The following is a 25,041-nucleotide window of genomic DNA, read 5'->3' as shown; positions in this document are numbered from 1 at the left end:
CGTGAGCATCAGCACACTGGGCGAGAGCCTGGGCACGGATGCCGCGGGGCAGCTCCCCGCGGCATCCGTGCCGGCCCCGCCGAAGAACCCCCGCCGCCGGTCGGCGACCCGCGCCGGAGCCGTCCCGTACCTCTTCCTCGCGCCGGGCATCGCGCTCTTCGCCCTGACCGTGCTGTACCCGACCGCTCAGGCGTTCCAGCTGAGCTTCTTCGACTGGAAGCTCATCGCGAGTGCGAGCAAGTTCATCGGGCTCGACAACTACATCCGGGCATTCCAGGACGACCACTTCTGGCTCGCGCTCAGCAACAGCGGCATCTACATGGTGCTCACCGTGGTGCCGCAGATCGTCATCGGGCTCGCCATCGCGCTGCTCCTCGCGCGCAAGAGCCCGACCCAGCCGCTCTTCCGCGTGCTGTTCTACCTGCCCGTGGTCACGAGCTGGGTAGTGGTGTCCCTGCTCTTCCGCTTCCTGTTCTCCGACAACGGGCTCATCAACTTCACCCTCGGCGACTTCCTGCACCTCACCGACGGGTCGACGCCGTGGCTCGCCGACCGCTGGACGGCGCTGCTCGCGATCTGCGCGCTCGGGGTCTGGAAGGGCATCGGATGGTCGATGATGATCTTCCTCGCCGCACTCCAGGGCGTTCCCACCGCGCTGCTCGAGGCCGCGGAGATGGACGGCGCCAACCGCTGGCAGCGCTTCCGCGCGGTCACCGTGCCGGCCATCTGGCCCGCGCTGCTCTTCGTGACGGTCATGCTCGTCATCGGCGGCTTCAACGTCTTCGTCTCCGTCTACCTCATGACGGGCGGCGGCCCGGCCGGCCGCACCGACGTGCTGCTCACGTACATGTACAGCCAGGCGTTCGAGAACCTCGACTTCGGCTACGGCTCGGCCATCGCCGTGCTGCTCACGATCATCGTGTTCGTGCTGTCGGTAGTACAGCTGCGGGTCTTCCGCGATCGCAACGGGGAGGGCGCACTGTGAGGGCCAGATCACGCTGGGGGGCGCTGCCCGCCGCACTCAGGATCGTGCTGCTGTCGGTCGGGGCGATCATCATGATCATCCCGTTCCTGTACATGGTCTCGACCTCGTTCAAGACGGCCACCTATGTCTTCACGAGCCCGCCCGAGTTCTTCCCGAACCCGGCGACCACCGCGAACTACGAGCAGGCGTTCTCGACCCAGGACTTCGGGCGGTACTTCCTCAACTCGCTGGTCGTGGCGACGATCTCGACGGCGATCTCGCTGCTGGTGAGCTCGATGATGGCGTACGCGTTCGCCCGGTTCACCTTCCGCGGCAAGGAGGCCATCTTCCGGGTGCTCCTGCTCGGCCTGATGATCCCGGCGATCATGCTGATCATCCCGCAGTTCATCCTCGCCAAGAACCTGCACCTGCTCGACTCGCTCGCGGGCCTCATCCTGTTCTACGTCGCAGGCTCCCTCTCCCTCAACACGTTCCTGCTGCGCGGGTTCTTCGAGTCGATCCCGGCGGAGCTGGACCAGGCGATGCAGGTCGACGGAGCCGGACCCTGGCGCCGGTACTGGAGGCTGGCGATCCCGCTCGCGAAGCCGGGGCTCGCGACCGCCACCATCTTCACCTTCCTCGCCTGCTGGGACGAGTTCACCCTCGCCCTGACCCTGACCAACTCGCCGGAGAACCAGACGCTGCCGATAGCGATCAGGCTCTTCGCCGGGTCGGGCAACAACGCGGTGCAGTGGGGGCTCGTGTTCGCGGCATCCGTCATCGCCGTGGTCCCGGTGATCATCGTGTTCCTCGTGTTCCAGCGGTACTTCGTGCAGGGCCTGACATCAGGAGCGATCAAGGGATGACCGAACTACTGCCCCTCCGTTCGACCTTCGCCAGCGGCTCGCGCATCGAGCTCGAGGTGCGCGGCGACCGCGCGCCGGGCGAGCTCACCGTGTGGCACCTCGGAGACCTCGTCGCCCGCCTCGCCTACGACGGCGCCGAGCTCGTCGACCTCGGCGAGCTGCCGGCGGGCGGCTACGGCGTCGAGCTCGCCCGGGGCGCGGCCGTCACGCGCACCGCGGTCGAGGTGGGCGACGGCTCCCGCATGCGGTACGGCTTCGTCGTGGACTACGCGCCCGACCGCGACGTCTCGGGCGTCACCGATCTCGCACGCCGGCTTCACCTCACCGACATCCAGTTCTACGACTGGGCCTACCGGCACGCAGACCTTCTGGGCGGGGGCGAGGAGTACCGGGATGCCCTCGACCAGCCCGTCGCGCTGTCGACGGTGCGGCGGCTCGTCACCGGGCTGCGCGCGGTGGGGGCCCGCTCGCTGGGCTACGCCGCGGTGTACGCCGCCGGCCCCGCGGAGTGGGCGGACTGGGAGCACCGCGCCCTGCTCACCGCGACCGGCGCGCCGTACTCCCTCGGCGACTTCCTGTTCATCGTCGACCCCGCCGCCGACGACTGGCTCGACCACTTCGGCGGCGACCTCGCTGCGGCCCTCGAGCAGGTCGGCTTCGACGGCTTCCACCTCGACCAGTACGGCTACCCGAAGCGCGCCGTGAGGCCCGACGGCGTCGTCGTCGACGTCGCCGAGTCGTTCGCGACCCTCCTCGCGGCTCTGCGCGAGCGGCTGCCGGAGGCCCGGCTGGTATTCAACAACGTCAACGACTTCCCGACCTGGCGCACCGCCCGCTCGCCGCAGGACGCGGTGTACATCGAGCCATGGGCGCCGACGCTCACGCTCGGCGGCCTCGCGGAGGTCGTGGGGCGCGCCCGGTCGGTCGCGGACGGCAAGCCCGTGGTGATGGCGGCGTACCAGCACGTCTACGACTCGGCGCCCGTGCGCGCGTCCGACCTCGCGACGGCGTTCACGATGGCCGCCCTGCACTCGCACGGTGCCACGCAGCTGCTCGCGGGGGAGGCCGACCGCATCCTCGTCGACCCCTACTACGTGCGCAACCACGCGGTCGAGCCCTCGACCGCCGACCTGCTGCGGCGCTGGTACGACTTCCTCGTGGAGCACGACGAGCTGCTGCTCGACCCGTCGATCGTGGACGTGACGGCGTCGACCGCGGGCACGTACAACGACGACTGCGACGTCGCCTACGCGGTCCCCGTGACCGAGTCGGCAACGCCGGGCGCCGTCTGGCGCCGCATCACGGAGTCGGCCGGCCGCACCGTTCTTCACCTCATCAACCTCGTCGGCCAGGACGACACGCTGTGGGACGCCCCGCGCAACGAGCCGGGAGCCACGGGCGCAGGCACCCTGCGCGTGCGCAGGCTGGGATCGGCCGTTCCGCGCGTGCGGGTCGCGGACCCGGATGCGGGCGGCCGGCTCGTCGACGTCGAGGTGGCCGTCGACGGCGACTACGCGACGGCGCAGCTCCCGCCGCTCGGCGTCTGGCAGCTCGTGCTCGTGGAACCCCGGGGGAAGGACCTCACATGACGTCTGTCGAATCGCTGGCGCATCCCGCCGGCACCGCTGAGGAGGAGTGGTGGCGCACCGCCGTCGTGTACCAGGTGTACCCGCGCAGCTTCGCCGACTCCGACGGTGACGGCATCGGCGACCTGCGCGGCATCATCGGCAGGCTCGACCACCTCGAGTCGCTCGGCGTCGACGTCGTGTGGCTCTCGCCCATCTACGCCTCGCCGCACGACGACAACGGGTACGACATCAGCGACTACCGCGCCATCGACCCGGTCTTCGGCACCTTGGACGATTTCGACGAACTCGTCGCCGCGCTGCACGCGCGCGGCATGCGCCTCGTCATGGACCTCGTGGTGAACCACACCTCCGACGAGCACGAGTGGTTCCGCGAGGCGGCGTCCTCCCCCTCCAGCCCCAAGCGCGACTGGTACTGGTGGCGTCCGCCGCGGGACGGGGCGGAGCCCAACAACTGGGAGTCGTTCTTCTCGGGCTCCGCCTGGCAGTGGGACGAGGCATCCGGCGAGTACTACCTGCACCTCTTCTCGCGCAAGCAGCCCGACCTCAACTGGGAGAACCCCGAGGTGCGCGCCGCTGTGCACGAGATGATGGGCTGGTGGCTCGACCGCGGGGTCGACGGCTTCCGCATGGACGTCATCAACCTCATCTCGAAGGACCCGGCGCTGCCGGACGGCGTTGTCGAGCCGGGCAAGGCCTGGGGCAACGGCTTCCCGCACTACAGCTACGGCCCGCGCATCCACGAGTTCCTGCGCGAGATGAACGACGTGGTGTTCGCGCCGCGCACGGGCACCTACCTGACCGTCGGAGAGATGCCGGGCGTGACTGTCGACCAGGCGCGCCGGTTCACCGATCCCGAGCGGCGCGAGGTCTCGATGGTGTTCCAGTTCGAGCACGTCGGCCTCGACCACGGGGAGGGCGGCAAGTGGGATGCCCGGCAGCTCGATGTCGTCGAGCTCAAGCGGTCCCTGCAGCGCTGGCAGGAGGGGCTCGCCGCGGTCGGCTGGAACAGCCTCTACTGGAACAACCACGACCAGCCGCGGGCGGTGAGCCGGTTCGGGGACGACGGCGAGCACTGGGCGGCCTCCGCCATGCTGCTGGGAGCGATCCTGCACCTGCAGCGCGGCACGCCCTTCATCTACCAGGGCGAGGAGATCGGGATGACGAACTCGCCGTTCGCGGCGCTCTCCGACCTCCGCGACATCGAGTCGCTCAACTACATCGCGGACGCGCTCTCGGCCGGCGGCACGACGGAGGAGGCCGTGCTCGCCGCGGTGCGCGGCGTGAGCCGCGACAACGCCCGCACGCCCATGCAGTGGGATGCCACGCCCCACGGCGGGTTCACGACGGGCGCGCCGTGGATCCCCGTGAACCCGAACCACGTGAGCGTCAACGTCGCCGCGCAGACCGGGGACGGGGCATCCGTCCTCGCCTTCTACCGCCGGCTCATCGAGCTGCGCCACAGCGACCCGCTCGTCACGAGGGGCTCGTTCGTCATGCTCGTGCCCGAGCACCCGCGGCTGTTCGCGTTCGAGCGGGCCGACGGCGATGACCGGATGCTCGTGCTCGCGAACATGGGCGGCTCCGCGCTGGGCGTCGCCGAGGAGGTCGACCTCGCCGACTGGCGCGACTCCGACCTCGTGCTCGGCAACCTCGACCCCGTGGACGTCCGCGCGCCGCTGCGGCCCTGGGAGGTGCGGGTCCTCCGGCGGCAGTAGATTCTGAAGCATGACGACGCTCCCGGAACCCATGAACGTCCCCCTCCGCGGCGGGCCCGTGCTGCGCTGGGGGGTCCTCGCCCCCGGGCGCATCGCGACGGAGTGGGTCGGCACGCTGCACGCCAACACCGACCAGCGGGTCGTGGCCGTGGCATCCCGCACGCTCGCCCGTGCCGAGGAGTTCGCGGCGGCGCAGGGAGTCCCGCGCGCCTACGGCAGCTACGAGCAGCTCGTCGACGACCCCGCGGTCGAGGCTGTCTACATCGCCGCTCCGCACAGCGAGCACCGCGCCCTCGCGCTGCTGGCGATCGCCGCGGGCAAGCACGTGCTCATCGAGAAGCCGATCGCCGTGAACGTGGCCGAGGCGGAGGAGATCGTGATCGCCGCCCGCGCGGCCGGCGTCTTCGCGATGGAGGCGATGTGGACGCGCTTCCTGCCGCAGACCTCGGTCGTCGAGCAGCTGCTCGCCCGCGGCGACCTGGGCGAGGTGCTGCGCGTGACGGGCGACTTCAGCGTGAAGTTCGACGTCGACCCCACGAGCCGCGCGTTCGATCCGGCGCTGGGCGGTGGTGCGCTGCTCGACCTCGGCGTGTATCCCGTGTGGTTCGCGCACTTCGTGCTGGGCGCCCCGCGGTCGGTCACCGCGACCGGCAGCCTGGCGATGACGGGCGTGGACGCCCAGTCCGCCCTCATCCTCGACTACGCGTCCGCGGCGCAGTCCGTCATCACGACGAGCATGATCGTGCAGGCGCCGGTCGCGGCGACGATCACGGGCACCCTCGGCCGCATCGAGTTCCCCACCGAGTTCATCGGCCCGAGCTCGTTCACCCTCACGGTGGGCGAGGAGCGCACCGAGTGGGTGGAGCCCACCGGCTTCCGCTGGGGCCAGGGCCTCTGCTACCAGGCGGTGGCCGTGGCGCAGCACATCGCCGACGGCCTCACCGAGTCGCCTCTGCACTCCCTCGACGACACCCTCGACATCATGGCGGTGCTCGAGTCGGCGCGGACGCAGCTCGGGGCCCTGTGAACCCGCGCGACGCCTCCGACCCGCTCGCGCAGTACCGGGCGCTCTTCGTCGAGGCGCCCGGGGTGGGCGCCTACCTCGACGGCAACTCGCTCGGCCGGCCGCTCACGGCATCGGTCGAGCGGGTCGGCGCCTTCCTGCGGGACGAGTGGGGCGGCCGCCTCATCCGCGGGTGGGACGAGGGATGGCTCGACCTCCCGCTCACCATCGGCGACGAACTGGGTCGCGTCGCCCTCGGCGCCGCCCCCGGGCAGGTGGCCATCGGGGACTCCACGACCGTGCTGCTCTACAAGCTCGTGCGCGCGGCGCTCGACGCGCGACCGGGGCGCACCGAGATCGTCATCGACCGCGACAACTTCCCCACTGACCGGTACGTCGTCGAGGGCATCGCCGCCGACCGCGGGCTCAGCATCCGCTGGATCGACACGGATGCCTCGGCCGGTGTCACCCCGGATCTTGTCGCCATGCGCGTCGGGCCGAGCACGGCGCTCACCCTGTTCAGCTCGGTGGCGTACCGCTCCGGCTTCATCGCCGACGTGGAGCGCATCACGGGTATCGCCCACGCCGCCGGCGCCCTCGCCCTGTGGGACCTGTCGCACTCCGCCGGGGCGGTGCCCACCGACCTGGACGGCTGGGGAGTCGACCTCGCGGTGGGCTGCGGGTACAAGTACCTGAACGGCGGGCCGGGCGCCCCGGCGTTCCTGTACGTGCGGCGGGAGCTGCAGGAGTCCGTGCGCCAGCCGATACAGGGGTGGCTGGGCAGTCGAGCGCCCTTTGAGATGGGCCAGGGGTACACGCCGGCGGCGGGCATCCGGGGCATGCTCAGCGGCACCCCGCCGATCGTCGGCATGCTCGCCATGCAGGACATGATCGCGCTCATCGACTCGGTCGGCCTCGACGCGGTGCGCGCGAAGTCGGTGGAGCTCACGGACTACGCGATCGCGCTCTGCGACGAGCTGCTGCCCGAGGCGCGGCTCGCGAGCCCGCGGGACTCCGCGCGGCGCGGCGGCCACGTGACGATCGACCACCCCCGCTTCGCCGAGCTCATGCCGGTGCTGTGGGAGCGCGGCGTGATCCCGGACTTCCGCCGGCCCAACGGCATCAGGCTCGGGATGTCGCCGCTCTCCACCTCGTTCGCCGAGGTCGAGCTGGCGGTACGGACGATAGCCGAGCTCCTCGCGGGCTGAGGAGGCGGGTTGAGGAGGCCGCCCGCGGCCGTATCGACACCGCCGGCCCCGAGCGGCCCACTCAACCCGCGCTAGCGTTGCTCGCATGAAGGCGATCCGCACGCGCGTGAGGGCGCGGGACATCACCGAGAACCACCGGGTGTCGAGCCCGCTCGAGCTTCTGTTCGACCTGACGTTCGTCGTCGCGGTCAGCTCGCTCGTGGCGCAGCTCGCGCACAAGATCGCCGAGGGCGAGACGGCCTCCGCGATCGGCCCGTTCCTCATGGTCTTCTTCGCGATCTGGTGGGCGTGGAACCAGTTCACCTGGCTCGCGAGCGCGTACGACAACGACGACGTGCCGTACCGCGTGCTCACCATGGTGCAGATGGGCGGCGTGCTCGTGCTCGCGGCGGGCGTGCCGGGCGCCTTCGCGTCGCAGGACTTCACCGCCATCACGATCGGCTACCTCATCATGCGGCTCGGGCTGCTCGCGATGCTGCTGCGCACGCTCATCGACGACCCCGGGTCGCGCCCCAACGCGCAGCGCTACGTCATCGGCATCTCGCTCGTGCAGGTGGGCTGGCTGCTGCGCCTGTTCTTCGTGCCGGTCGAGTACGTGGTCCCGGCGTTCATCGTGCTCGCCGTGCTCGAGCTGCTCGTCTCGCCCTGGGCCGACCGCGCGGGGCACCTGCAGTGGCACCCGCACCACATCGCCGAGCGGTACGGGCTGTTCGCGATCATCCTGCTCGGCGAGAGCGTGCTGGCCGTGACGGTGGCGGTGCAGGAGAGCCTCGCCGACGGCGTCAACGCTCCGCTCGTGATCGTCGCGGTCGCGGGGCTCGTGCTCCTGTTCACGCTCTGGTGGCTGTACTTCTCCGAGCCCGCGGCGGAGGGCCTCGTGAAGCGCCGCGACCGGTCGTACATCTGGGGGTACGGCCACTACGCCGTGTACGCGTCGCTCGCGGCGATCGGCGCTGGCCTCGAGGCGGGGGTGAAGGTGGTCACGCACCACGCGGAGGTCGGGGAGGTCGCCGCGGGCTACGCGCTCGCCGTGCCGCTGGCGATCTTCCTGCTCCTGCTCTGGCTGCTGCACGCGCCCCTGGGACCCGTGTCGATCCCGCCCGTCGCCACGATCGTCGCGGCGGTCGCGATCCTCGTCGCGCCGCTCACCGCCGCCGGCATCGGGCTCCTGGGCTCGACCGTCCTCATGACAGCGATCACGGTCGCGCTGCTCGTGGTCGCCCTCGTTGCGGCGCACCGTCCTAGGCTGCAGTCATGACGCTCGACCACGCCCTGCTCGACCGCATCCGCTCGCGCGCGGCGGGCTACGACCGCGAGAACGCGTTCCCGTTCGAGGACCTCGCCGAGCTTCGCGAGGCGGGCCACCTCGCGCCGCGCTCGCTCGCCGAGACCGCCCGCGACCAGCGCCAGCTCGCCGCGCACGCCCCCGCCACGGCGCTCGCCGTCAACATGCACCTGGTCTGGGTTGGGGTGGCGCGTGTGCTGCACGACCGCGGCGACACCTCTCTGGACTGGATCCTCGAGGAGGCAGCCGCGGGCGAGCTCTTCGCCTTCGGCAACAGCGAGCAGGGCAACGACCTCGTGCTGTGGGACTCGCTCACCACGGCCGAGCCGGTGCCCGAGGGCTGGGCGTTCACCGGCACCAAGATCTTCACGTCGCTCTCACCGGCCTGGACGCGCCTCGGGGTCTTCGGCAAGCACGAAGACAAGCTCGTGCACGGCTTCATCACCCGCGACACCCCCGGCTGGCGCTCGCTCGACGACTGGGACACCCTCGGGATGCGCGCCACCCAGTCGCACACCACGGTGCTCGAGGGGGCCGTGGTGCAGACCGAGCGGGTCGCGCGCGTGCTGCCCGTCGGGCCCAGCGCCGACCCGTTCGTGTTCGGCATCTTCTCAAACTTCCTGCTGCTCATCGGCTCGGTGTACGCCGGCATCGCGGACCGAGCGCTCGAGCTCGCCGTCGAGGCGGTCACCCGCCGGACCTCGCTCAAGACGGGGAAGACCTACGACCAGGATCCGGACTTCCGCTGGCGCATCGCCGACGCCGCTCTCGCGCTCGACGCCCTCGCGCCGCAGCTCGAGTCGCTCGCGGCGGACGTCGACGGGCTCGCGGACCACGGCGCGAACTGGTTCCGCTACCTCACGGGCGCGAAGCACCGCGCGACAGAGACGGCGCGCTACGTCGTCGACCAGGCGATGCGGTGCGCGGGCGGCGGCGGGTACCGCTCCGCCTCAGAGCTGGCGCGCCTGCAGCGGGACGTCCTGGCCGGCATCTACCACCCGAGCGACACCGAGTCGATCCACAGCACGGTCGCTGCGAACCTCCTCGGGCCGCTCGGATAGGTACGGGCTAGCGCCAGAACACCGCGATCACGACGTTCGCGAGCGTGAGCACGCCGATCGTCGGCACGACCCAGACCGGCGCGGTGGCCTTCTTGCGGTTGACGAAGGCGATCACCGTGATGGCGATGAGCACGGCGAGCTTCACCGCGATCTTGACGTTGTTGACGTGGTCATCGGTTCCGGCCGCGATGACCCCGACGAGCGCGATGCCGCTGATGAGCTGCAGCCACGCTCCGTGCATGATCGCGGGGAGGACGCGGGCTGTCTGCGACCTGATCGCGGTGATCTGCACGAGCACCCCGCCGAGCAGCGATGCGAGGCCGACGAGGTGGAGGACGAAGAGAACCTGCCTGAGAATTTCCATGCGGCCATACTAACCGACACGCTGTCGGTAACATCCGTCGACCATAATCGGAGGATGCCCCGCATCAGCGCACCGACGGTCGCGGAGCACCGCTCCCGCCAGCGCTCGGCGCTGATCGCCGCGGCGCGGGAGGAGCTGCTGCTCAACGGCCCTGCCGCGGTCACCCCCGCGGCGGTGGGCAAGCGCGCCGGCCTGGCGCGCAGCAGCGTCTACGAGTACTTCTCCTCGGCGCCGGAGATCCTCGCCGAGCTGGCCGTCGCCGCCCTGCACGAGTGGGCGGACGAGCTCGAGGCCGCCCTCGAGCAGTCGGGGCCGGGAGCGGCTCGGCTCGAGGACTACATCCGCATCACCCTGCGCATGGTGGCGGAGGGCAAGCACGCCCTGGCCGGAGCCCGGGCGGGCGCGCCCCTGCCCGAGGCGAAGCGCGCCGAGTTCGCCGTGCTGCACGTCGCCCTGCTGAGTCCGGTGAGCCGGGCCGTCGACGAGCTAGGCCTCGACGAGCCCGGCGTGCGGGTACAGCTCGTCCAGGGCGTCGTCGACTCCGCCACCCGGCAGATCGAGGCCGGTGCCGATCCGGCGGCGGTCACCGCTGCCGCGGTCGCGCTCGTGCTGCGCGGAGTCGGCTCCGCCTAGCGCCAGCCGGGCGTCGCCGACCCGCCGCTCCGAGGGGTGGTGGGTCACGAGCACCACGATCCGGTCGGCCAGCTCGTCGCGCAGGTTCGCCATGAGCAGCTCTGCGTTCGCCGCGTCGAGGTGCGCGGTGGGCTCGTCGAGCAGCACGACGTCCGCGCGGGCGAGCACCGTGCGGGCGACCGCGAGCCGCTGGCGCTCGCCGCCCGAGAGGAAGCCGCCCCCCGGGCCCACCTTCGTGTCGAGGTCGAGGTGCAGCGCGGCCACGTCGAGGGCGTGGCGGAGCTCCGCGTCGGTCGGCCGGTCGTCCCGCGCGCGGGCGAGCAGCAGGTTGCCGCGGACCGTCGAGTCGAAGAGGTGGCCTTCCTGCGGGCACCACGCCATGCGGGTGCGGTCGCCGCCGCCGGCCACGCCGTTGACGAGCAGGTTCCCGGATGCCACGGGCAAGAAGCCCAGCAGCGTCGCGAGCAGCGTCGACTTGCCGGAGCCGGAGGGCCCCTCCACCACGATCCAGTCCCCGCGGCGCGCCGACGCCGTGAGCGGCCCGAACGGCTCAGCGCCCGGCCACGCCACGCTCGCGCCGTCGAGGGCGAGCGAGGTCACCCGAGGCCCGAGCGGGAGGGCGGCTGCCGGTGCAGCAGTGACCGCTCCGACCTTGGCGAGCGCGGCGCGGAGGGCGGGCCACTGCTGCACGGCGTCGACCGTGGCGAGCATGGGGTCGATGAGCGCGATCGGCAGGAGGACGAGGATCGCGAGCACGGGGCCGGGCGTCGGGCCGACGGTGAGCATGAGCGCGGTGCCGGCGGTCCCGGCGAGGACGACGAGGGCGTGGCCCAGCCCGAGGGCGCCGGCGGCTCGGCGGGATTCGGCACCCGCGGCGGCGTCGAGCGCGTCGAGGCGCGCGAGCATCCGGTCGCCGATGCCGTTGGCCCGGAGGTCGTCGGCAGCGGCCACGACGGAGGCGAAGGCGCGCAGCAGCCGCGAGCGCGCGGCCGCGGTGCGCCTGCTCGCCGAGCGGTCGGCCACCAGTGCCACCGCGGGTGCGCCGACGAGCCCGACCGCGAGAACCGCCCCGAGGACGGGCAGCGCGCCCGGCTGCAGCGCGGCGACCGCGAGGAGGCTGGCGGCGGCGGTGAGCGCGGCGGCGACCGGGGGGATCACCACGCGCGGCACGAGGTCGCGCACCCGATCGGCCGCGGAGACGAGGTAGTCGAGCGCGAGCGCCCCCGTGGCGAGGGAGCGGGACGCGACCCCGCGCTGGGCGAGGCCGGCCCAGAGCCGCAGCCGCAGGTCGCCGACCGCGGTGAGGACCCCGTCGTGCGTGGCGAGCCGCTCGGCGTACCGGAGTACCGCGCGGCCGATGCCGAAGAACCTCACGCCCACGATCGCGACCGTGAGGTACATGATCGGGGGCTGCTCGCTCGCCCGCACGATCAGCCAGCCCGAGAGCGCCGTGAGCGCGACGGCGAAGAGCGCCGCGGCGGCCCCGAGCAGCACGCCCACCGGCAGCCGCCACCCAAAACGCAGGAGGAACGCGCGCAACTCGCGCCCCGCGCTGCCGTCAACCGCATCACTGCCGCGGTTCTCCTGCGTTCTTGTCAGGGGCTCGGCGGCCTCCACCTCGCGCGCGCCGCCGGTGCCGGCGAGCAGCACCCGCCGGTCGGCGAGACGGGTCATGCCCGCCTCGTGCGACGCGAACACGATGGTGACCGTTCCGCGCAGGTCGGCGATGGCGCGCTCGACGAGTCGCGCGTGCGCGGAGTCCAGGTGCGCCGTCGGCTCGTCGAGCAGCAGCAGGTCTGCTCCGGCGGCTACTCTGACCAGGCCGCGGGCGACGGCCAGCCGCCGCAGCTCCCCGGGGCTCAGGCGCTGCGGGTCGGCATCCGCGACCGCGGTGAGCGCGAGCTGCTCGAGGGCGCGCTGCGCGTCCGCGGGGTCGTCCGCGTAGAGCTCGAGCTCGTGCCTGACGGTGTCCGCGACGGTGGCGGGATGCTGCGGCACCCAGGCCACTCGGTGGTCGTCGATCCCCGCCACCGTCCCGGCCCGCACGGGCACGATGCCGGCGAGCACGCCCAGCACCGTCGACTTGCCGGACCCGGACGGCCCCTCGAGCGCGACCGTGGAGTGCCGGTCGACGACCAGGTCGAAGCCCTCGAGCGCCGCCGTCGGGCGGTCGTCGTAGTGCACGACGAGCTGCTCGAGGTGCAGCCGCGGCCCGGTCACGTGGTGCGCGGTGGAGAGGGGGGCGGTCGTGATCTCCTCCACGCGCCGCACCGCCGCCAGCCCGTCCTGGGAGGCGTGGAACGCCGACCCGAGCTCGCGGAACGGCGCGAAGCACTCCGGTGCCAGCACGAGCGCGATCAGCCCGACCTCGAGCGGCAGGTCGCCCGAGACGAGCCGGACGCCGACGAAGACCGCGACCACGGCCACGGAGAGCGTCGAGATCAGCTCGAGCACGAGGGACGAGAGGAACGCGCTGCGCAGTGTCGCCATGGTCGTGGAGCGGTGGGCGGTGGAGACCGCGGCGAGGGCCGCCGACTGCTCCACGACGCGCCCGAGCCCGACGAGCACGGGCAGTCCCTTGGCGAGCTCCACGAGGTGGTCGGAGAGGCGCTGCAGCGAGGCGGATGCCGCGTCGGCCCGCTCTCGGGTGTGCATCCCCACGAGCGCCATGAACACGGGCACGAGAGGCACCGTCACGACGATGACGAGCGCGCTCACCCAGTCGGCGAACAGGATGCGGGTGCCGATGAGCAGGGGCACCACCGCCGTGGTGACCACCGCGGGGATCACCGAGCGGTAGTACGTGTCGAGCTCGTCGAGCCCGACCGTGGCCACGGCCGTCGCGCCGCCGACCCGGGTGGAGCCGCCGGCCACGAGCCGTGCGGCGAGGTCGTGGCGCAGACCCTCCTTGCGGCCCTGGGCGACGTGCGCCGCGAACACCGGCACCGCCCAGGTCACCACCGCGCGCAGGGCGCCCGACGCGATTCCCAGGGCGACCGCGCCGTGCCAGGCGTCCGTGCCCGCGATCACGGAGACGATGCCCGTCGCGACCGCCTGCGCGATGCCCACGAGTGCAGCGGCCTTGAGCGCCGCGAGCAGACCGAAGACGAACAGCGCAGACGGTCGCGCGTCGAGCTTCATCGCTGGGCCGTTGCCGGCTTCACGACGTGGGCCTCGGGCAGGTGCTGTACTCCGAGGCGGCGGCGGAACACCCAGTACGTCCAGCCCTGGTACAGCAGCACGAGCGGGAGGCCGAAGGCGGTGACGACGCTCATGACGCCGAGCGTGTAGCTGCCGCTCGACGCATTGTCGATGGTGAGGTCGAATGCCCCGTCGAGGGTCGAGGGCAGCACCACCGGGTAGACCGCCGCGAAGATCGAGGCGGCGCCGAGCACGAGGAACAGCGACAGGCCGATGAAGGCGCGACCCTCCCGGCCCTTCCGCGCCGAGAGCCAGGCGAAGGCGACGGCGACCACGGCCAGCACCACCAGCGCCCAGGTCAGGATCGAGCCGGTGCGGAACTGGATGACGAGCACCCAGGCCACGATCGGCAGCAGGGCCACGGGAGCCCAGCGCACCAGGAACCGGCCGGAGCGCTCGCGCACGTCGCCGAGGGTCTTGAGCGCGAGGAAGGCCGAGGCGTGCACGAGGCAGAACCCGACAACCGCGAGCCCGCCGAGCACCGCGTACGGCGTCAGCCAGGCGAACGGGCCGCCCACGCGGTCGCCGTTCGCGTCGATCGGGAGCCCCGTGGTGGTGAGGGCGAGCGCCGCGCCGACGCCGAACGCGGCGACGAACGAGCCGATCCCGAGCGCGCGGTCCCACCAGCGCACCCACGTGTCGGACGCGCCCTTGCCGCGGAACTCGATCGCGACCGCCCGCAGGATGAGCCCGATGAGCACGAGCGTCAGCGGGATGTAGAGGGCCGAGAACAGGGAGGCGTACCAGAGGGGGAAGGCCGCGAACGTGGCCGCTCCCGCCGTGATCAGCCACACCTCGTTGCCGTCCCAGACGGGACCGATGGTGTTGAGCATGAGCCGGCGCTGCTTGTCGTCCTTCGTGCTCGTGAGCAGCAGCATCCCGACGCCGAGGTCGAAGCCCTCGAGCAGCAGGTAGCCGATCCACAGCGCCGCGATCGCGACGAACCAGAGGGTGGGGAGGAAGTCCATGGTCTGCTCCTAGTAGGCGAACGCGAGCACGTCGTCGCGCTTGTCGGGGTCGGTGTCGTCGGGGTGGTCTGCCGGATGCGCGAGCTCGGGCATCGCGGAGGCGACACCGCCGCGCACGTACCGGACGAGAAGCCGCAGTTCGAGGGCGAGCATGACGCCGTAGACCAGCGCGAACGCGATGAGCGAGAACACGATCTCCTCGCCCGAGACGCCGGGGGAGACCGCCGCCGCGGTGAACATGTAGACGCCGTCCACGCCGCCGGGCGTCGGGTTGGGCGCCACCACGAAGGGCTGCCTGCCCATCTCGGTGAAGACCCAGCCGGCGATGTTCGCCCCGAACGGTGCTGCGATGCTCAGCAGCGCCGTGCCCATCATGAGCTTGGACTTCGGGACTGTGCCCTTGCGGGTGAGCCAGAGGGCCAGGACGGCGAAGGCCGCGGCGAGGATGCCGAACCCGATCATGAGGCGGAAGCCCCAGTAGGTGACCTCCATGACCGGGAGGTAGTTGATGCTCTGGCCGGCGCGCTCGCCGTAGATCGGGTCATCCGGGATCGTCGTCCCGTACTTCGCCTGGTACTCGGGGATGAGGGTGTTGACGCCCTTGATCTCGGTGGTGAAGTCGCCGTGCGCGAGGAACGACAGCAGCCCGGGGATCTCGATGATGCCCACCACGTCGTTGCAGTTCTGCGCGCCGAGGTTGCCGATCGAGAGGACGGAGAAGCTCGTGCCGTCCGCGCAGGCCGCCTCTGCCGCTGCCATCTTGAGCGGCTGCTGCTCGAACATGAGCTTGGCCTGCAGGTCGCCGGTGAGGGCGACTCCGCCGAAGCCGATGATCGCGACCACGGCGCCGATGCGCAGGCTGCGGATCCAGACCGAGTGGTCGACGCGGTCGCGGCCCGGGATGGCCGGGTTCTCGCCGACGACGACGCGGCCCGTGGCATCCACCGTGTCGATGCCATCGCGGCGGCGCTGCCAGAGCTGGTACCACGAGATGCCCACGAGGAACGCGGCCCCGACCGCGAGGGCTCCCATGATGGTGTGCGAGTACGCGGTCAGGGCGGTGTTGTTGGTGAGCACGGCCCAGATGTCGGTGAGTACCGGACGGCCGTCGACGAGCTCGACGCCGACCGGGTGCTGCATCCAGGAGTTCGCCACGATGATGAAGAAGGCGCTCACGATGCTGCCGAGCACGGCGATCCAGAGCGTGGCGAGGTGGATCTTCTTCGGCAGGCGGTTCCAGCCGAAGATCCAGAGGCCGAGGAAGGTCGACTCGAAGAAGAACGCGAGCAGGCCCTCCATCGCCAGCGGGGCCCCGAAGACATCGCCGACGAACCGTGCGTACTCGCTCCACGCCATGCCGAACTGGAACTCCTGGACGAGCCCGGTGACGACGCCGACGATGAAGTTGATCAGGTAGAGCTTGCCCCAGAACTTGGTCATCCGCAGGTACCGCTCGTTGCCGGTGCGCACCCACATGGTCTGCATGATCGCGACCATCGGGCCGAGGCCCAGGGTGAGCGGCACCATGACGAAGTGGTACACCGTCGTGATTCCGAATTGCCAGCGGGCGATGTCGAGCGGGTCCACGGTTCTCCTTATGGGCATGGGACTGGCGAGTGCCGGAACCAAGGCTCCGGCAGCGGGCTGCCGGCCGGTAGGGACCAACGTCCCTTCCGTTTTTCTACTGCTTGTAGAATTAGTTCTACACCTTGGTAGAAAACTTTTCTACTGTGCGTAGAATGGTCCGCATGGCAACCCTGGGCGAGCTCGAGCGATCGATCATGGAACTGCTGTGGGCGAACGACGCGAGCCTCTCCGCGTACGACCTGCAGGAGGAGCTCGCCGACCGCAAGCTCGCGTCGACCACGATCCTCACTGTGCTCTCCCGCCTTGAGAACAAGGGCTTCGTGAAGCGCTCGCGGGATGCCCGCCCGCACCAGTACCGTGCAGCGGCAAGCCGCGAGGAGCACATGGCCGACCTCATGCACGAGGTGCTCGGCGGTGCCTCCGACCGCACGGCCGTGCTCGAGCGGTTCGTCGGCCAGGTCAGCCCCGAGGAGGCCGAGACCCTCCGCCGCCTGCTCGGCAGCTAGTGATCGCGCCGATCGCGCTCGCCGCTCTGGCGGTGCTGCTGGCGTGGCCGGTCCCCCTCCTCCTCGCCCGCGCCGCCTGGCCGTCCCGCTCCCCGGCCGCCGCGCTCGTGCTGTGGCAGGCCATCGCGATCGCGGGAGGCCTCTCCATGATCGGCGCGCTGCTCACTTTCGGGCTCGCGCCGTTCGGCCCCGACCTCCTCACCGCCTCCGTGAACCTCGTGACCGGCGAGGTGGACCGCATCGAGTCGTGGAACGCCCTCGCGCTGGCCGGTGCCGCGCTCCTCACCGGGCACCTGCTGCTGAACCTCGTGCTGACCGTGGTGCGGTCGGAGCGCCAGCGCCGCCGGCACGAGCAGCTCGTCCGGCTGCTGAGCTCGCCGCTCGAGTCCGGCGCGCGCCTGCTCGACAGCCCGGCGCCCGTCGCCTACTGCCTGCCCGGCGCGCTGCGCTCCATCACCGTCGTCTCCGCCGGACTGGTCGCGCTGCTCTCCGACGACGAGATGGAGGCGGTCATCGAGCACGAGAAGGCGCACGTCACCCAGCGGCACGACGTCGTGCTCGTGCTGTTCCGTGCCTGGTACGCGTCGCTCCCGTGGTTCCCGATCGCGTTCCGCGCCCAGCGCGAGGTCGGGATGCTCGTGGAGATGCTCGCGGACGACACCGCCCGCAGGGCCGTCCCCGACGGGGTGCTCGCGCGCGCGATCGTGCTCGTCGGCGCCGGCCAGGACCGCCCCGTGGCCGAGCCCGGCCCGGCGGAGTGGGGCGGCGAGGCATCCGTCACCGAACTCGGCGCCCGCCTCTCGCGCCTCGACGCGGCGCCCCTGCCCCGGGCGGTCGAGGCGCTCGTGGTCGCCGTGGCGGTCGCGCTGCTCGCCGTGCCGACGGTGCTGCTGCTCGCCCCGGCGCTCGTCGCGCTGCTGTAGCCGCGGCCCCTTCGTTACGGAGGACGCCACGCCGCGCGACGGGCTCGGGATGGCCTTCGGCCGGCGCGCCGTCCTCCGCTACGGGCTTCTCGTCGACCGCGGTCTACGTCGGTTTCGATACGGCCGCGGACGGCCTACTCAACCAGCCGCGCGCTTCACGGGCGCCTCGAACGACTGCGGCACGGCCCGCGGCACCAGCCGCTGCAGCTGCGTCACGTGCTTGGGCTCGAGCTCGGCGATCGACGCGACCTCGAGGAGCTTCATCGTGCGGACGACCTGGTCCGAGAGGATCTGGATCGTGCGGTCGACTCCCGCGCGCCCGCCGGCCATGAGGCCGTACAGGTAGGCGCGGCCGATGAGGGTGAACTTGGCTCCGAGCGCCATGGCGGCGACGACATCCGCGCCGTTCATGATGCCGGTGTCGACCATGACCTCGGTGTCGTTGCCGACCTCGCGCACCACTTCGGGCAGGAGGTGGAACGGGATGGGCGCGCGGTCGAGCTGGCGGCCGCCGTGGTTGGAGAGCAGGATGCCGTCGACGCCGAGATCGGCAAGGCGGCGTGAGTCCTCGACGTTCTGAACGCCCTTGATCACGATCTTGCCGGGCCACATGGCGCGGATGATCTTCAGGTCCTCGAAGTTGATCGACGGGTCCATCGCGGAGTCGAGCAGCTCGCCCACGGTGCCGCCGGTCGAGGCGAGCGACGCGAACTCGAGCGGAGGCGTGGTCAGGAAGTCCCACCACCACCACGGCCGCGGGATCGCGTTGATGATCGTCCCCGGCGTGAGCTGCGGCGGGATGGAGAAGCCGTTGCGCTTGTCGCGCAGTCGGGCGCCCGCCACCGGGGTGTCGACGGTGAACATGAGCGTGTCGAATCCCGCCGCCGCCGCTCGTTCGACCAGGCCGTAGGAGATCTCGCGCTGCCGCATCACGTAGAGCTGGAACCAGTTGCGCCCGTTCGGGTTCGCCTCTTTCACCGCCTCAATGGTGGAGGTGCCCAGGGTCGAGAGCGTGAACGGGATGCCCGCCGCCGCGGCCGCGCCGGCGCCCGCGATCTCGCCCTCGGTCTGCATGAGGCGCGTGAAGCCGGTCGGGGCGATGCCGAACGGCATCGAGGAGGTGCCGCCGAGGACGCTCGTGGTGGTGTCGAGCTTCGACACGTCGCGGAGGATCGAGGGGTGGAACTCAATGTCCTCGAACGCCTGCCGCGCGCGGGCGAGCGACAGCTCGCCCTCGGCCGAGCCGTCCGTGTAGTCGAAGGCGGCCTTCGGGGTGCGGCGCTTCGCGATGTCGCGGAGGTCGTAGATGGTGAGGGCGGCGTCGAGGCGGCGCTTCTTGCCGTTGAGCTCCGGCGCCTTGAACTTCATGAGCTTGGCGAGCTCGACGGGGTTGGGGAACTGGCGCTTAACCATGGGCTTTCCTATCCAGGTGGGTGAGGAGGGCGTCTCGCGAGTACTCGATGTGCTCGCGGGCGAGTCGTTCGGCGGTGGTCGGGTCGCCGGCGGTGATGGCGTCGAGGATGCCCTGGTGCTGGGCGGCGACCTCGGCGGTGGTCAGGAGGTGGGCCGCCTGCACCTGGCCGATGCAGAGCTCCACCTCTCCCATGAGCAGGCCGTGGAGGTGTGCGAGCCGGGGGCTGTCCTGCCCCTCGACGAGTGAGCGGTGGAACGCGATGTCGTGCGGCGCGAACTCGTCCGTGGCGGAGAGAGCGCGGTGCGCCTCGAGCGCCCGTGCCGGGATGGTGCCGCCGCTCGCGAGCCGGGCGGCCGCCGCGCCCTCGACGATCGCGCGGGTCGTGTAGAGGTCGAGGATGTCCTCGCGCCCGAGCTCGGGCACCCGCGCGGCCCGGTGCGCCTCGCGGCGCAGGATGCCGTCGGCCACGAGCCGTTCGATGGCAATGCGCGCCGTGGGCCGCGCGACGCCGAAGCGGACGGCGACGGCGGACTCTGTGATCGTGGAGCCGGGCGCCTCGAGCTGCGCGATGATGCGGGCGCGCAGCTGCTCGGCGATGGCGCCGGGGAGTACAGCGGTGGACTCGGTTGTCATGATTGTCTAGCAATCTAGCAGATTGTCAGACAATCCTAACGGTGGGTTGAGTAGGCCGCCCGCGGCCATATCGAAACCGGCAGTTCAACCCGCGGTTTCGATACGCGCGCCAGAGCGCCCTACTCAACCCGCGCGCACGCCGATCGTCAACAGCAGGTTCGCGAACACGCGCTGGTCGCCCGTGGCGATCACGATTGCGACATCCGATGCCCGCGCCGCCGCGTAGAACTCAAGGCGCTCGTGAGTGGTGAAGGGAACGCCCGGCAGCATCGCGCGGTACCCGGCGACCGCCTCGACCTCGCCGTCGGGCGACGCCATGACCTCGGCCGCCTCCACCGGCACAGTGGCGAGGAGGGGCGCGAGCACCTGGTCCACCCGCAGCAGCCCGGGCGCGACGTTGAGGTAGATGCGCTCCGCCGCCGGGTTCGCCCCGGTGCCGTGCGGGAAGTTGCCGTCGGAGAGCATGATCTTCGAACCGTGCCCGGCGCGACCGAGGGCGGCGAGCAACTGCGGGTGGATGAGGTCGGTGTTCAGCATCGGTCTCTCAGTTCAGTGCGGTGTGGAGCCAGGACTCGATGCCGCTCACGTGGACGGTGACCCAGGACCTCGTCATCTCGGGGTCCCGCGAGGCGAGGGCATCGAGGATCGCGCGGTGCTCCTCGAGCGTCCGTGTGACGGCCCGATCCTCGGTGATGCCGCGCCACACCCGGGCGCGGATGGTCGAGCTCGACATCCCGTCGAGGAGGCTGGCGAGGTACGCGTTGCCGCCGGCCTGGCTAATGAGGCGGTGGAACTCGATGTCGTGCGCCACGAGCTCCTCCACCGGGGTGGACTCGTCGACAGCGGAGAGCATCTCCCGGAGCGCGGCGATCTGCTCGTCGGTGATGTCGCGAGCCGCTCGCCACGCCGCGTGCGGCTCGAGCACGCGGCGCACCTCGAAGATCTCGATGATCGACTGGTCGTGGTGCAGGTCGACCACGAACGACATCGCCTCGAGCAGCAGGTGGGGCTCCAGGCTGGTCACGTAGGTGCCGTCCCCCTGGCGCACGTCGAGCACCTTGATGAGCTCGAGGCCCTTCACCGCCTCGCGCAGCGAGTTGCGCGAGAGGCCGAGGCGCTCGCTCAGCTCCTTCTCCGGCGGCAGTCGCTGGCCGGGCTGGAGGTCGCCGGAGACGATCATCTCCTTGATCCGAAGGATCGCCTCGTCGGTCACCGCCATGTCGACATCCTAGAGTCGCCTGACCATGGCGCTCGCGCTGGCCCGGCGGGGCTCAGCCATCGGCGCGGAACGTGTACTCGTCGATCGAGGCGCGGAGCATCTCGGTCCCGCCGCCGGGCGCGGTGGGCGCCCAGTAGCGGCCGGAGTGCACCTCGATCGGGGTGACGAAGTGCTCGTGCAGGTGGTCCACGAACTCGATCACCCGGTCGTCGAGACGGCCGGACACCGCGATGAGGTCGAACATGGCGAGATGCTGCACCGCCTCGCACAGGCCGACGCCGCCGGCGTGCGGGCAGACCCGCACCCCGAACTTGGCGGCGAGAAGCAGGATGGCGATGTTCTCGTTGACGCCCGCAACCCGGGTGGCGTCGATCTGGAGCACCTGGAGTGCCTCGGCCTGCAGGAACTGCTTGAACATCACGCGACCGCCCCCGTGCTCGCCCGTGGCGATCGGGATGGGTGAGACGGCCCGCGCGATCGCCGCGTGGGCGAGCACGTCGTCGGGGTTCGTCGGCTCTTCGACCCAGGCCAGGTCGAAGGGCTCCAGCTCGCGGATCCACTCGATCGCCTCGTCGCGGTCCCAGCGCTGGTTGGCATCGACTGCGATCCGGATGCCCGGGCCCACGGCCTCGCGGGCGATAGCCAGGCGGCGGCGGTCGTCGCCGCGGTCGCCGCCCACCTTGAGCTTGATCTGCTGGAACCCCTCGGCGACGGCCTCGCGGCAGAGGCGCTCGAGCTTCTCGTCGGAGTACCCGAGCCAGCCCGGGGTGGTGGTGTACGCGGGGTAGCCCTCCGCGAGCAGGAGCGCCTCGCGCTCGGCTCGGCCGGGCTCGGCCGCCCGGAGGATGGCCAGCGCCTCGTCCCGGGTGAGGGCGTCCGAGAGGTAGCGGAAGTCCACGAGGTCGACGAGCTCCTCGGGGCTCAGCCGCGCGAGGAGCTGCCAGAGGGGCATCCCGGCGCGCTTGGCCTTGAGATCCCAGAACGCGTTGACCACGGCGCCGATGGCCATGTGCATGACGCCCTTCTCGGGCCCGAGCCAGCGCAGTTGGGAGTCGTAGACGAGCTCGTGCCACAGCCCGCCCAGGTCGGAGAGGAGCGCCTCGACGTCGCGGCCGAGGAGGTAGCCCTTCAGCGCGTCGATCGCGGCGACCTCGACGTCGTTGCCGCGCCCGATGGTGAAGACGAAGGCATGGCCCTCGAGGCCGTCCTGCGCGTCGGTGCCGATGCGCACGTACGCGGCGGAATAGTCCGGATCCGGGTTCATGGCGTCGGAGCCGTCGAGCAGCGCCGAGGTCGGAAACCGAACGTCAATGGTCTCGAACTCGATGACTCTGGACACGGGGTTTCCTCCCTGTATGGTTGTGCCGAGCCTAAAGATCGGATGTATGCAGTGTCAAACATGAGACGGAGAAGTTGATGAAGCTGGCAAGACTGGGCGAGCCCGGGCAGGAGACTCCCGTTCTGGTCGTCGATGGCACCTACTACGACCTCTCCGGGGCGGTAGACGACATCACACCCGCCTCGCTCGAGGGCGGAGCGCTCGACCGGATCCGCGCCGCGGTCGCCAGCGGGAGCCTGCCGGTGCTCGACGGCGCTGCCGACCTCCGCATCGGCTCGCCGATCTCGCGGCCGGGCACCATCCTGTGCATCGGCATGAACTACGCGGCGCACGCGCTCGAGTCCGGCTCGCAGCCGCCGACCAGCCCCGTGCTGTTCCTCAAGACCCCCAATACTGTGGGCGGGCCGAACGACCCGGTCGACATCCCGCGCAAGAGCACCAAGACCGACTGGGAGGTCGAGCTCGGCGTCGTGATCAGCAAGCGCGCCCTGTACCTCGACTCGCCCGCCGACTCGGCGGACCACATCGCCGGCTACCTCGTCGCGAACGACCTCTCCGAGCGCGAGTTCCAGCTCGAGGTCTCCGGCGGCCAGTGGAGCAAGGGCAAGTCGGCGCCGGGCTTCAGCCCGCTCGGCCCGTGGCTCGTCACGCCCGAGGACGTCGACCCCGCGAACCTCCGACTGCGCAGCTGGGTCAACGGCGAGCCGCGGCAGGACTCGAACACCGCCGACCTGATCTTCCCGGTCGACTTCCTCATCTGGCACCTGAGCCAGTTCCTGGCGCTCGAGCCGGGCGACGTGATCCTGACCGGCACGCCCGAGGGCGTCGGCCTCTCCGGCCGCTTCCCGTACCTCAAGGCCGGGGACGTCGTCGAGATCGAGATCGAGGGCCTGGGCCACCAGCGACAGGTGTTCGGGCAGGCGTAGGCCGCCCGAGGGAGAGGAAGAGAAATGTCCAAGGAGTTCGACGGCCTTGTCGCCATCGTCACGGGCGGGGCGTCCGGAATCGGCGCCGCCGTCGTGAGCCAGCTCATCGACCGGGGTGCCCGCGTCGCGGTGTTCGACATCGACGTCGCGACCGCGCATCCCGCGTCTCTCGGCGTCGTCGCGGATGTGAGCAACGACGCCTCCGTCCGTGCCGGCGTCGAGGCCGTGGTCGCCCAGTACGGCGGCATCGACATCGTCGTCAACAACGCGGGAATCGGAGCGCAGGGTACCGTCGAGGACAACTCCGACGACGAGTGGGCCCGCGTGTTCGACATCAACGTGGTCGGCATGGCGCGGGTGAGCCGCGCGGCCCTGCCGCACCTGCGGAAGTCTTCGGCGGCGGCGATCGTCAACACGTGCTCGGTCGCGGCGACCGCAGGGCTGCCCCAGCGCGCGCTGTACAGCGCCTCCAAGGGCGCCGTTCTCGCGCTGACCCGGGCGATGGCTGCGGACCACCTGCGCGAGGGCGTGCGGGTGAACTGCGTCAACCCGGGCACGGCCGACACCCCCTGGGTGAACCGACTGCTGCAGAAGGCCGACGACCCGGGCGCGGAGCGCGTCGCCCTCAACGCGCGGCAGCCCCACGGCCGCCTGGTCTCCGGCGAGGAGATCGCCGGCGCGATCCTGTACCTCGCGAGCCCGAGCTCAGGCTCGACCACGGGCACGAGCATCGCGGTGGACGGCGGGATGCAGAACCTCAGGCTCCGCCCGGAGTGAGGTCCGATGTTTGCGGCGATTGACGCCCACCACCACCTCTGGGACCCGCGGGCCCGCGAGTACCCCTGGATGGCGGGCGACGCAGTACTGGACCGGCCGTTCGTGGTCGACGACCTCCGCGGCGCGATCGCCGGGACGGGGGTCACCGGGACGGTCGTGGTGCAGGCCGCGACGACCGACGAGGAGACCGACTGGCTCGTGGCGCTGGCCGAGTCCGCGCCCGAGATCGTCGGCGTCGTGGGCTGGGTCGCGCTCGACAGCGCGGGAGTCGGCGACCGGCTCGCGCAGCTCGTCGAGCGCAGTGCTCTCGTGCGGGGCATCCGGCACCCGGCGCAGGGCGGCCCGGATCGCGGCTGGCTCGCGCGCCCGGAGGTCGTCGACGGCGTGCGCTCCGTGGGGGAGGCGGGGCTGGTCTACGACCTGCTGATCAAGCGCGAGGAGTCGGCAGCGGCGGAGCGCCTCGTGCGAGCGCTGCCCGGCGTGCAGTTCGTGGTGGACCACGCCGCCAAGCCCGGCATCGCGGAGGGGGAGTGGAGCCACTGGCACGCGGACCTCGCCGCGCTCGCGGCCCACGAGAACGTGGCGTGCAAGGTCTCGGGGCTGGTGACCGAGGCCTCCCATTCGCTGTGGCGCGAGCAGGGCATACCGAGGTACATCGACGCGGTGCTGGAGCTGTTCGGCGCCGAGCGCTGCATGTTCGGCTCGGACTGGCCTGTCTCGCTACTGGCCGCGAGCTACGGCGAGGTGGTCGAGCTCGCCAGGTCGGCGACGGCGGCCCTCTCGCCCGCTGAGCAGCGGGAGCTGTTCAGCGGCACCGCGACGCGGGTCTACGGGCTGGCCCGCTGAGTCAGAGGCTCGCG

Annotated in this window: 22 protein-coding genes and 1 pseudogene; 14 read left to right on the top strand and 9 right to left on the bottom strand. The window is 71.3% G+C overall.

Annotation, left to right across the window (positions count from 1 at the left end):
- The first annotated feature begins 1 nt into the window (after nucleotide 1).
- The 8 genes from AC1RTC_RS08390 to AC1RTC_RS08355 all read left to right on the top strand — a co-directional run bounded on the left by AC1RTC_RS08390 (nucleotide 2) and on the right by AC1RTC_RS08355 (nucleotide 9,691).
- Nucleotides 2-985: a carbohydrate ABC transporter permease gene (locus tag AC1RTC_RS08390; protein WP_493155062.1), complete on the top strand. Its 984-nt coding sequence runs from the start codon at nucleotides 2-4 to the stop codon at nucleotides 983-985.
- Nucleotides 982-1,830, top strand: coding sequence for a carbohydrate ABC transporter permease (locus AC1RTC_RS08385; protein WP_493155060.1), 849 nt, complete (start codon nucleotides 982-984; stop codon nucleotides 1,828-1,830). The genes AC1RTC_RS08390 and AC1RTC_RS08385 overlap by 4 nt, the downstream gene beginning before the upstream one ends.
- Nucleotides 1,827-3,419 carry a glycoside hydrolase family 66 protein gene (locus AC1RTC_RS08380; protein WP_493155059.1) on the top strand — a complete coding sequence of 531 codons (1,593 nt, stop codon included), beginning with the start codon at nucleotides 1,827-1,829 and terminating at the stop codon, nucleotides 3,417-3,419. Before AC1RTC_RS08385 ends, AC1RTC_RS08380 begins: the two co-directional genes overlap by 4 nt.
- Nucleotides 3,416-5,134: a glycoside hydrolase family 13 protein gene (locus AC1RTC_RS08375; protein ID WP_493155058.1), complete on the top strand. Its 1,719-nt coding sequence runs from the start codon at nucleotides 3,416-3,418 to the stop codon at nucleotides 5,132-5,134. The genes AC1RTC_RS08380 and AC1RTC_RS08375 overlap by 4 nt, the downstream gene beginning before the upstream one ends.
- A gap of 10 nt (nucleotides 5,135-5,144) precedes the next feature.
- The gene (locus tag AC1RTC_RS08370; RefSeq protein WP_493155057.1) at nucleotides 5,145-6,161 is read left to right on the top strand and encodes a Gfo/Idh/MocA family protein; all 1,017 of its coding nucleotides are present in this window, start codon (nucleotides 5,145-5,147) and stop codon (nucleotides 6,159-6,161) included.
- Nucleotides 6,158-7,345, top strand: a complete 1,188-nt coding sequence (locus AC1RTC_RS08365) for a kynureninase (RefSeq protein ID WP_493155056.1) — start codon at nucleotides 6,158-6,160, stop codon at nucleotides 7,343-7,345. Before AC1RTC_RS08370 ends, AC1RTC_RS08365 begins: the two co-directional genes overlap by 4 nt.
- A gap of 85 nt (nucleotides 7,346-7,430) precedes the next feature.
- A complete protein-coding gene (locus AC1RTC_RS08360; RefSeq protein WP_493155055.1) occupies nucleotides 7,431-8,603 on the top strand; it encodes a low temperature requirement protein A in 1,173 nt (390 codons plus the stop codon).
- Complete coding sequence (locus tag AC1RTC_RS08355; protein ID WP_493155054.1) at nucleotides 8,600-9,691, top strand: acyl-CoA dehydrogenase family protein; 1,092 nt, start codon at nucleotides 8,600-8,602, stop codon at nucleotides 9,689-9,691. Before AC1RTC_RS08360 ends, AC1RTC_RS08355 begins: the two co-directional genes overlap by 4 nt.
- A 7-nt stretch (nucleotides 9,692-9,698) precedes the next feature.
- On the opposite strand, the gene AC1RTC_RS08350 is transcribed toward AC1RTC_RS08355, so the two are convergent.
- On the bottom strand, nucleotides 9,699-10,055 hold the full coding sequence (locus tag AC1RTC_RS08350; protein WP_493155053.1) for a hypothetical protein: 357 nt from the start codon (nucleotides 10,053-10,055) through the stop codon (nucleotides 9,699-9,701).
- A gap of 54 nt (nucleotides 10,056-10,109) precedes the next feature.
- Between AC1RTC_RS08350 and AC1RTC_RS08345 the strand changes: the two are divergent.
- Nucleotides 10,110-10,292, top strand: a pseudogene (locus tag AC1RTC_RS08345) (helix-turn-helix domain-containing protein); the annotation flags it as partial.
- Between the two features lie 249 nt (nucleotides 10,293-10,541).
- On the opposite strand, the gene cydC reads toward AC1RTC_RS08345, so the two are convergent.
- From cydC to AC1RTC_RS08330, 3 genes are read right to left on the bottom strand one after another with little or no spacing between them, the layout of a single operon-like run.
- Nucleotides 10,542-13,829, bottom strand: a complete 3,288-nt coding sequence (gene cydC / locus AC1RTC_RS08340; RefSeq protein ID WP_493155052.1) for a thiol reductant ABC exporter subunit CydC — start codon at nucleotides 13,827-13,829, stop codon at nucleotides 10,542-10,544.
- Nucleotides 13,826-14,857: a cytochrome d ubiquinol oxidase subunit II gene (cydB, locus tag AC1RTC_RS08335; RefSeq protein ID WP_493155051.1), complete on the bottom strand. Its 1,032-nt coding sequence runs from the start codon at nucleotides 14,855-14,857 to the stop codon at nucleotides 13,826-13,828. Before cydB ends, cydC begins: the two co-directional genes overlap by 4 nt.
- Nucleotides 14,858-14,866: 9 nt before the next feature.
- Nucleotides 14,867-16,444, bottom strand: a complete 1,578-nt coding sequence (locus AC1RTC_RS08330; protein WP_493155050.1) for a cytochrome ubiquinol oxidase subunit I — start codon at nucleotides 16,442-16,444, stop codon at nucleotides 14,867-14,869.
- A 161-nt stretch (nucleotides 16,445-16,605) separates the two neighbouring features.
- On the opposite strand from AC1RTC_RS08330, the gene AC1RTC_RS08325 reads away from it, so the two are divergent.
- Together AC1RTC_RS08325 and AC1RTC_RS08320 are read left to right on the top strand one after the other, a co-directional pair.
- Nucleotides 16,606-16,950, top strand: a complete 345-nt coding sequence (locus AC1RTC_RS08325) for a BlaI/MecI/CopY family transcriptional regulator (protein ID WP_493155049.1) — start codon at nucleotides 16,606-16,608, stop codon at nucleotides 16,948-16,950.
- A complete protein-coding gene (locus AC1RTC_RS08320) occupies nucleotides 16,950-17,873 on the top strand; it encodes a M56 family metallopeptidase (protein WP_493155048.1) in 924 nt (307 codons plus the stop codon). Before AC1RTC_RS08325 ends, AC1RTC_RS08320 begins: the two co-directional genes overlap by 1 nt.
- A 138-nt stretch (nucleotides 17,874-18,011) precedes the next feature.
- Here AC1RTC_RS08320 and AC1RTC_RS08315 read toward each other — a convergent pair whose 3' ends face one another.
- The 5 genes from AC1RTC_RS08315 to AC1RTC_RS08295 all read right to left on the bottom strand — a co-directional run bounded on the left by AC1RTC_RS08315 (nucleotide 18,012) and on the right by AC1RTC_RS08295 (nucleotide 22,478).
- A complete protein-coding gene (locus AC1RTC_RS08315) occupies nucleotides 18,012-19,286 on the bottom strand; it encodes an alpha-hydroxy acid oxidase (protein ID WP_493155047.1) in 1,275 nt (424 codons plus the stop codon).
- Nucleotides 19,279-19,920, bottom strand: a complete 642-nt coding sequence (locus AC1RTC_RS08310; protein WP_493155046.1) for a GntR family transcriptional regulator — start codon at nucleotides 19,918-19,920, stop codon at nucleotides 19,279-19,281. The genes AC1RTC_RS08315 and AC1RTC_RS08310 overlap by 8 nt, the downstream gene beginning before the upstream one ends.
- Before the next feature lie 123 nt (nucleotides 19,921-20,043).
- On the bottom strand, nucleotides 20,044-20,457 hold the full coding sequence (locus AC1RTC_RS08305; protein ID WP_493155045.1) for an RbsD/FucU domain-containing protein: 414 nt from the start codon (nucleotides 20,455-20,457) through the stop codon (nucleotides 20,044-20,046).
- 7 nt (nucleotides 20,458-20,464) lie between these two features.
- Nucleotides 20,465-21,139, bottom strand: coding sequence for a FadR/GntR family transcriptional regulator (locus AC1RTC_RS08300; protein WP_493155044.1), 675 nt, complete (start codon nucleotides 21,137-21,139; stop codon nucleotides 20,465-20,467).
- Between the two features lie 52 nt (nucleotides 21,140-21,191).
- Complete coding sequence (locus tag AC1RTC_RS08295) at nucleotides 21,192-22,478, bottom strand: enolase C-terminal domain-like protein (RefSeq protein ID WP_493155043.1); 1,287 nt, start codon at nucleotides 22,476-22,478, stop codon at nucleotides 21,192-21,194.
- A 77-nt stretch (nucleotides 22,479-22,555) separates the two neighbouring features.
- Between AC1RTC_RS08295 and AC1RTC_RS08290 the strand changes: the two genes are divergently transcribed.
- The 3 genes from AC1RTC_RS08290 to AC1RTC_RS08280 are packed head-to-tail and all read left to right on the top strand — an operon-like array spanning nucleotide 22,556 to nucleotide 25,027.
- A complete protein-coding gene (locus AC1RTC_RS08290; protein ID WP_493155042.1) occupies nucleotides 22,556-23,404 on the top strand; it encodes a fumarylacetoacetate hydrolase family protein in 849 nt (282 codons plus the stop codon).
- Between the two features lie 24 nt (nucleotides 23,405-23,428).
- Nucleotides 23,429-24,181 carry an SDR family NAD(P)-dependent oxidoreductase gene (locus tag AC1RTC_RS08285; protein ID WP_493155041.1) on the top strand — a complete coding sequence of 251 codons (753 nt, stop codon included), beginning with the start codon at nucleotides 23,429-23,431 and terminating at the stop codon, nucleotides 24,179-24,181.
- Nucleotides 24,182-24,187: 6 nt separating this feature from the next.
- Complete coding sequence (locus AC1RTC_RS08280) at nucleotides 24,188-25,027, top strand: amidohydrolase family protein (protein WP_493155040.1); 840 nt, start codon at nucleotides 24,188-24,190, stop codon at nucleotides 25,025-25,027.
- The last annotated feature ends 14 nt before the right edge of the window (nucleotides 25,028-25,041 follow it).

The sequence above is a fragment of the Rhodoglobus sp. GW821-FHT12B09 genome, from assembly GCF_058809925.1.
The sequence above is the reverse complement of the archived record's forward strand: the minus strand, read 5'-3'. Positions and strand labels throughout refer to the sequence as shown.

Excerpts from the sequence above, each read along its gene's own strand:
- AC1RTC_RS08290 (WP_493155042.1), top strand. The coding sequence starts at position 22,556 with ATGAAGCTGGCAAGACTGGGCGAGCCCGGGCAGGAGACTCCCGTTCTG.
- AC1RTC_RS08315 (WP_493155047.1), bottom strand. The coding sequence starts at position 19,286 with ATGGTTAAGCGCCAGTTCCCCAACCCCGTCGAGCTCGCCAAGCTCATG.
- AC1RTC_RS08350 (WP_493155053.1), bottom strand. The coding sequence starts at position 10,055 with ATGGAAATTCTCAGGCAGGTTCTCTTCGTCCTCCACCTCGTCGGCCTC.
- AC1RTC_RS08300 (WP_493155044.1), bottom strand. The coding sequence starts at position 21,139 with ATGGCGGTGACCGACGAGGCGATCCTTCGGATCAAGGAGATGATCGTC.
- AC1RTC_RS08370 (WP_493155057.1), top strand. The coding sequence starts at position 5,145 with ATGACGACGCTCCCGGAACCCATGAACGTCCCCCTCCGCGGCGGGCCC.
- AC1RTC_RS08355 (WP_493155054.1), top strand. The coding sequence starts at position 8,600 with ATGACGCTCGACCACGCCCTGCTCGACCGCATCCGCTCGCGCGCGGCG.
- AC1RTC_RS08280 (WP_493155040.1), top strand. The coding sequence starts at position 24,188 with ATGTTTGCGGCGATTGACGCCCACCACCACCTCTGGGACCCGCGGGCC.
- AC1RTC_RS08305 (WP_493155045.1), bottom strand. The coding sequence starts at position 20,457 with ATGCTGAACACCGACCTCATCCACCCGCAGTTGCTCGCCGCCCTCGGT.
- AC1RTC_RS08380 (WP_493155059.1), top strand. The coding sequence starts at position 1,827 with ATGACCGAACTACTGCCCCTCCGTTCGACCTTCGCCAGCGGCTCGCGC.
- AC1RTC_RS08360 (WP_493155055.1), top strand. The coding sequence starts at position 7,431 with ATGAAGGCGATCCGCACGCGCGTGAGGGCGCGGGACATCACCGAGAAC.
- cydB (WP_493155051.1), bottom strand. The coding sequence starts at position 14,857 with ATGGACTTCCTCCCCACCCTCTGGTTCGTCGCGATCGCGGCGCTGTGG.
- AC1RTC_RS08375 (WP_493155058.1), top strand. The coding sequence starts at position 3,416 with ATGACGTCTGTCGAATCGCTGGCGCATCCCGCCGGCACCGCTGAGGAG.
- AC1RTC_RS08310 (WP_493155046.1), bottom strand. The coding sequence starts at position 19,920 with ATGACAACCGAGTCCACCGCTGTACTCCCCGGCGCCATCGCCGAGCAG.
- cydC (WP_493155052.1), bottom strand. The coding sequence starts at position 13,829 with ATGAAGCTCGACGCGCGACCGTCTGCGCTGTTCGTCTTCGGTCTGCTC.
- AC1RTC_RS08285 (WP_493155041.1), top strand. The coding sequence starts at position 23,429 with ATGTCCAAGGAGTTCGACGGCCTTGTCGCCATCGTCACGGGCGGGGCG.
- AC1RTC_RS08325 (WP_493155049.1), top strand. The coding sequence starts at position 16,606 with ATGGCAACCCTGGGCGAGCTCGAGCGATCGATCATGGAACTGCTGTGG.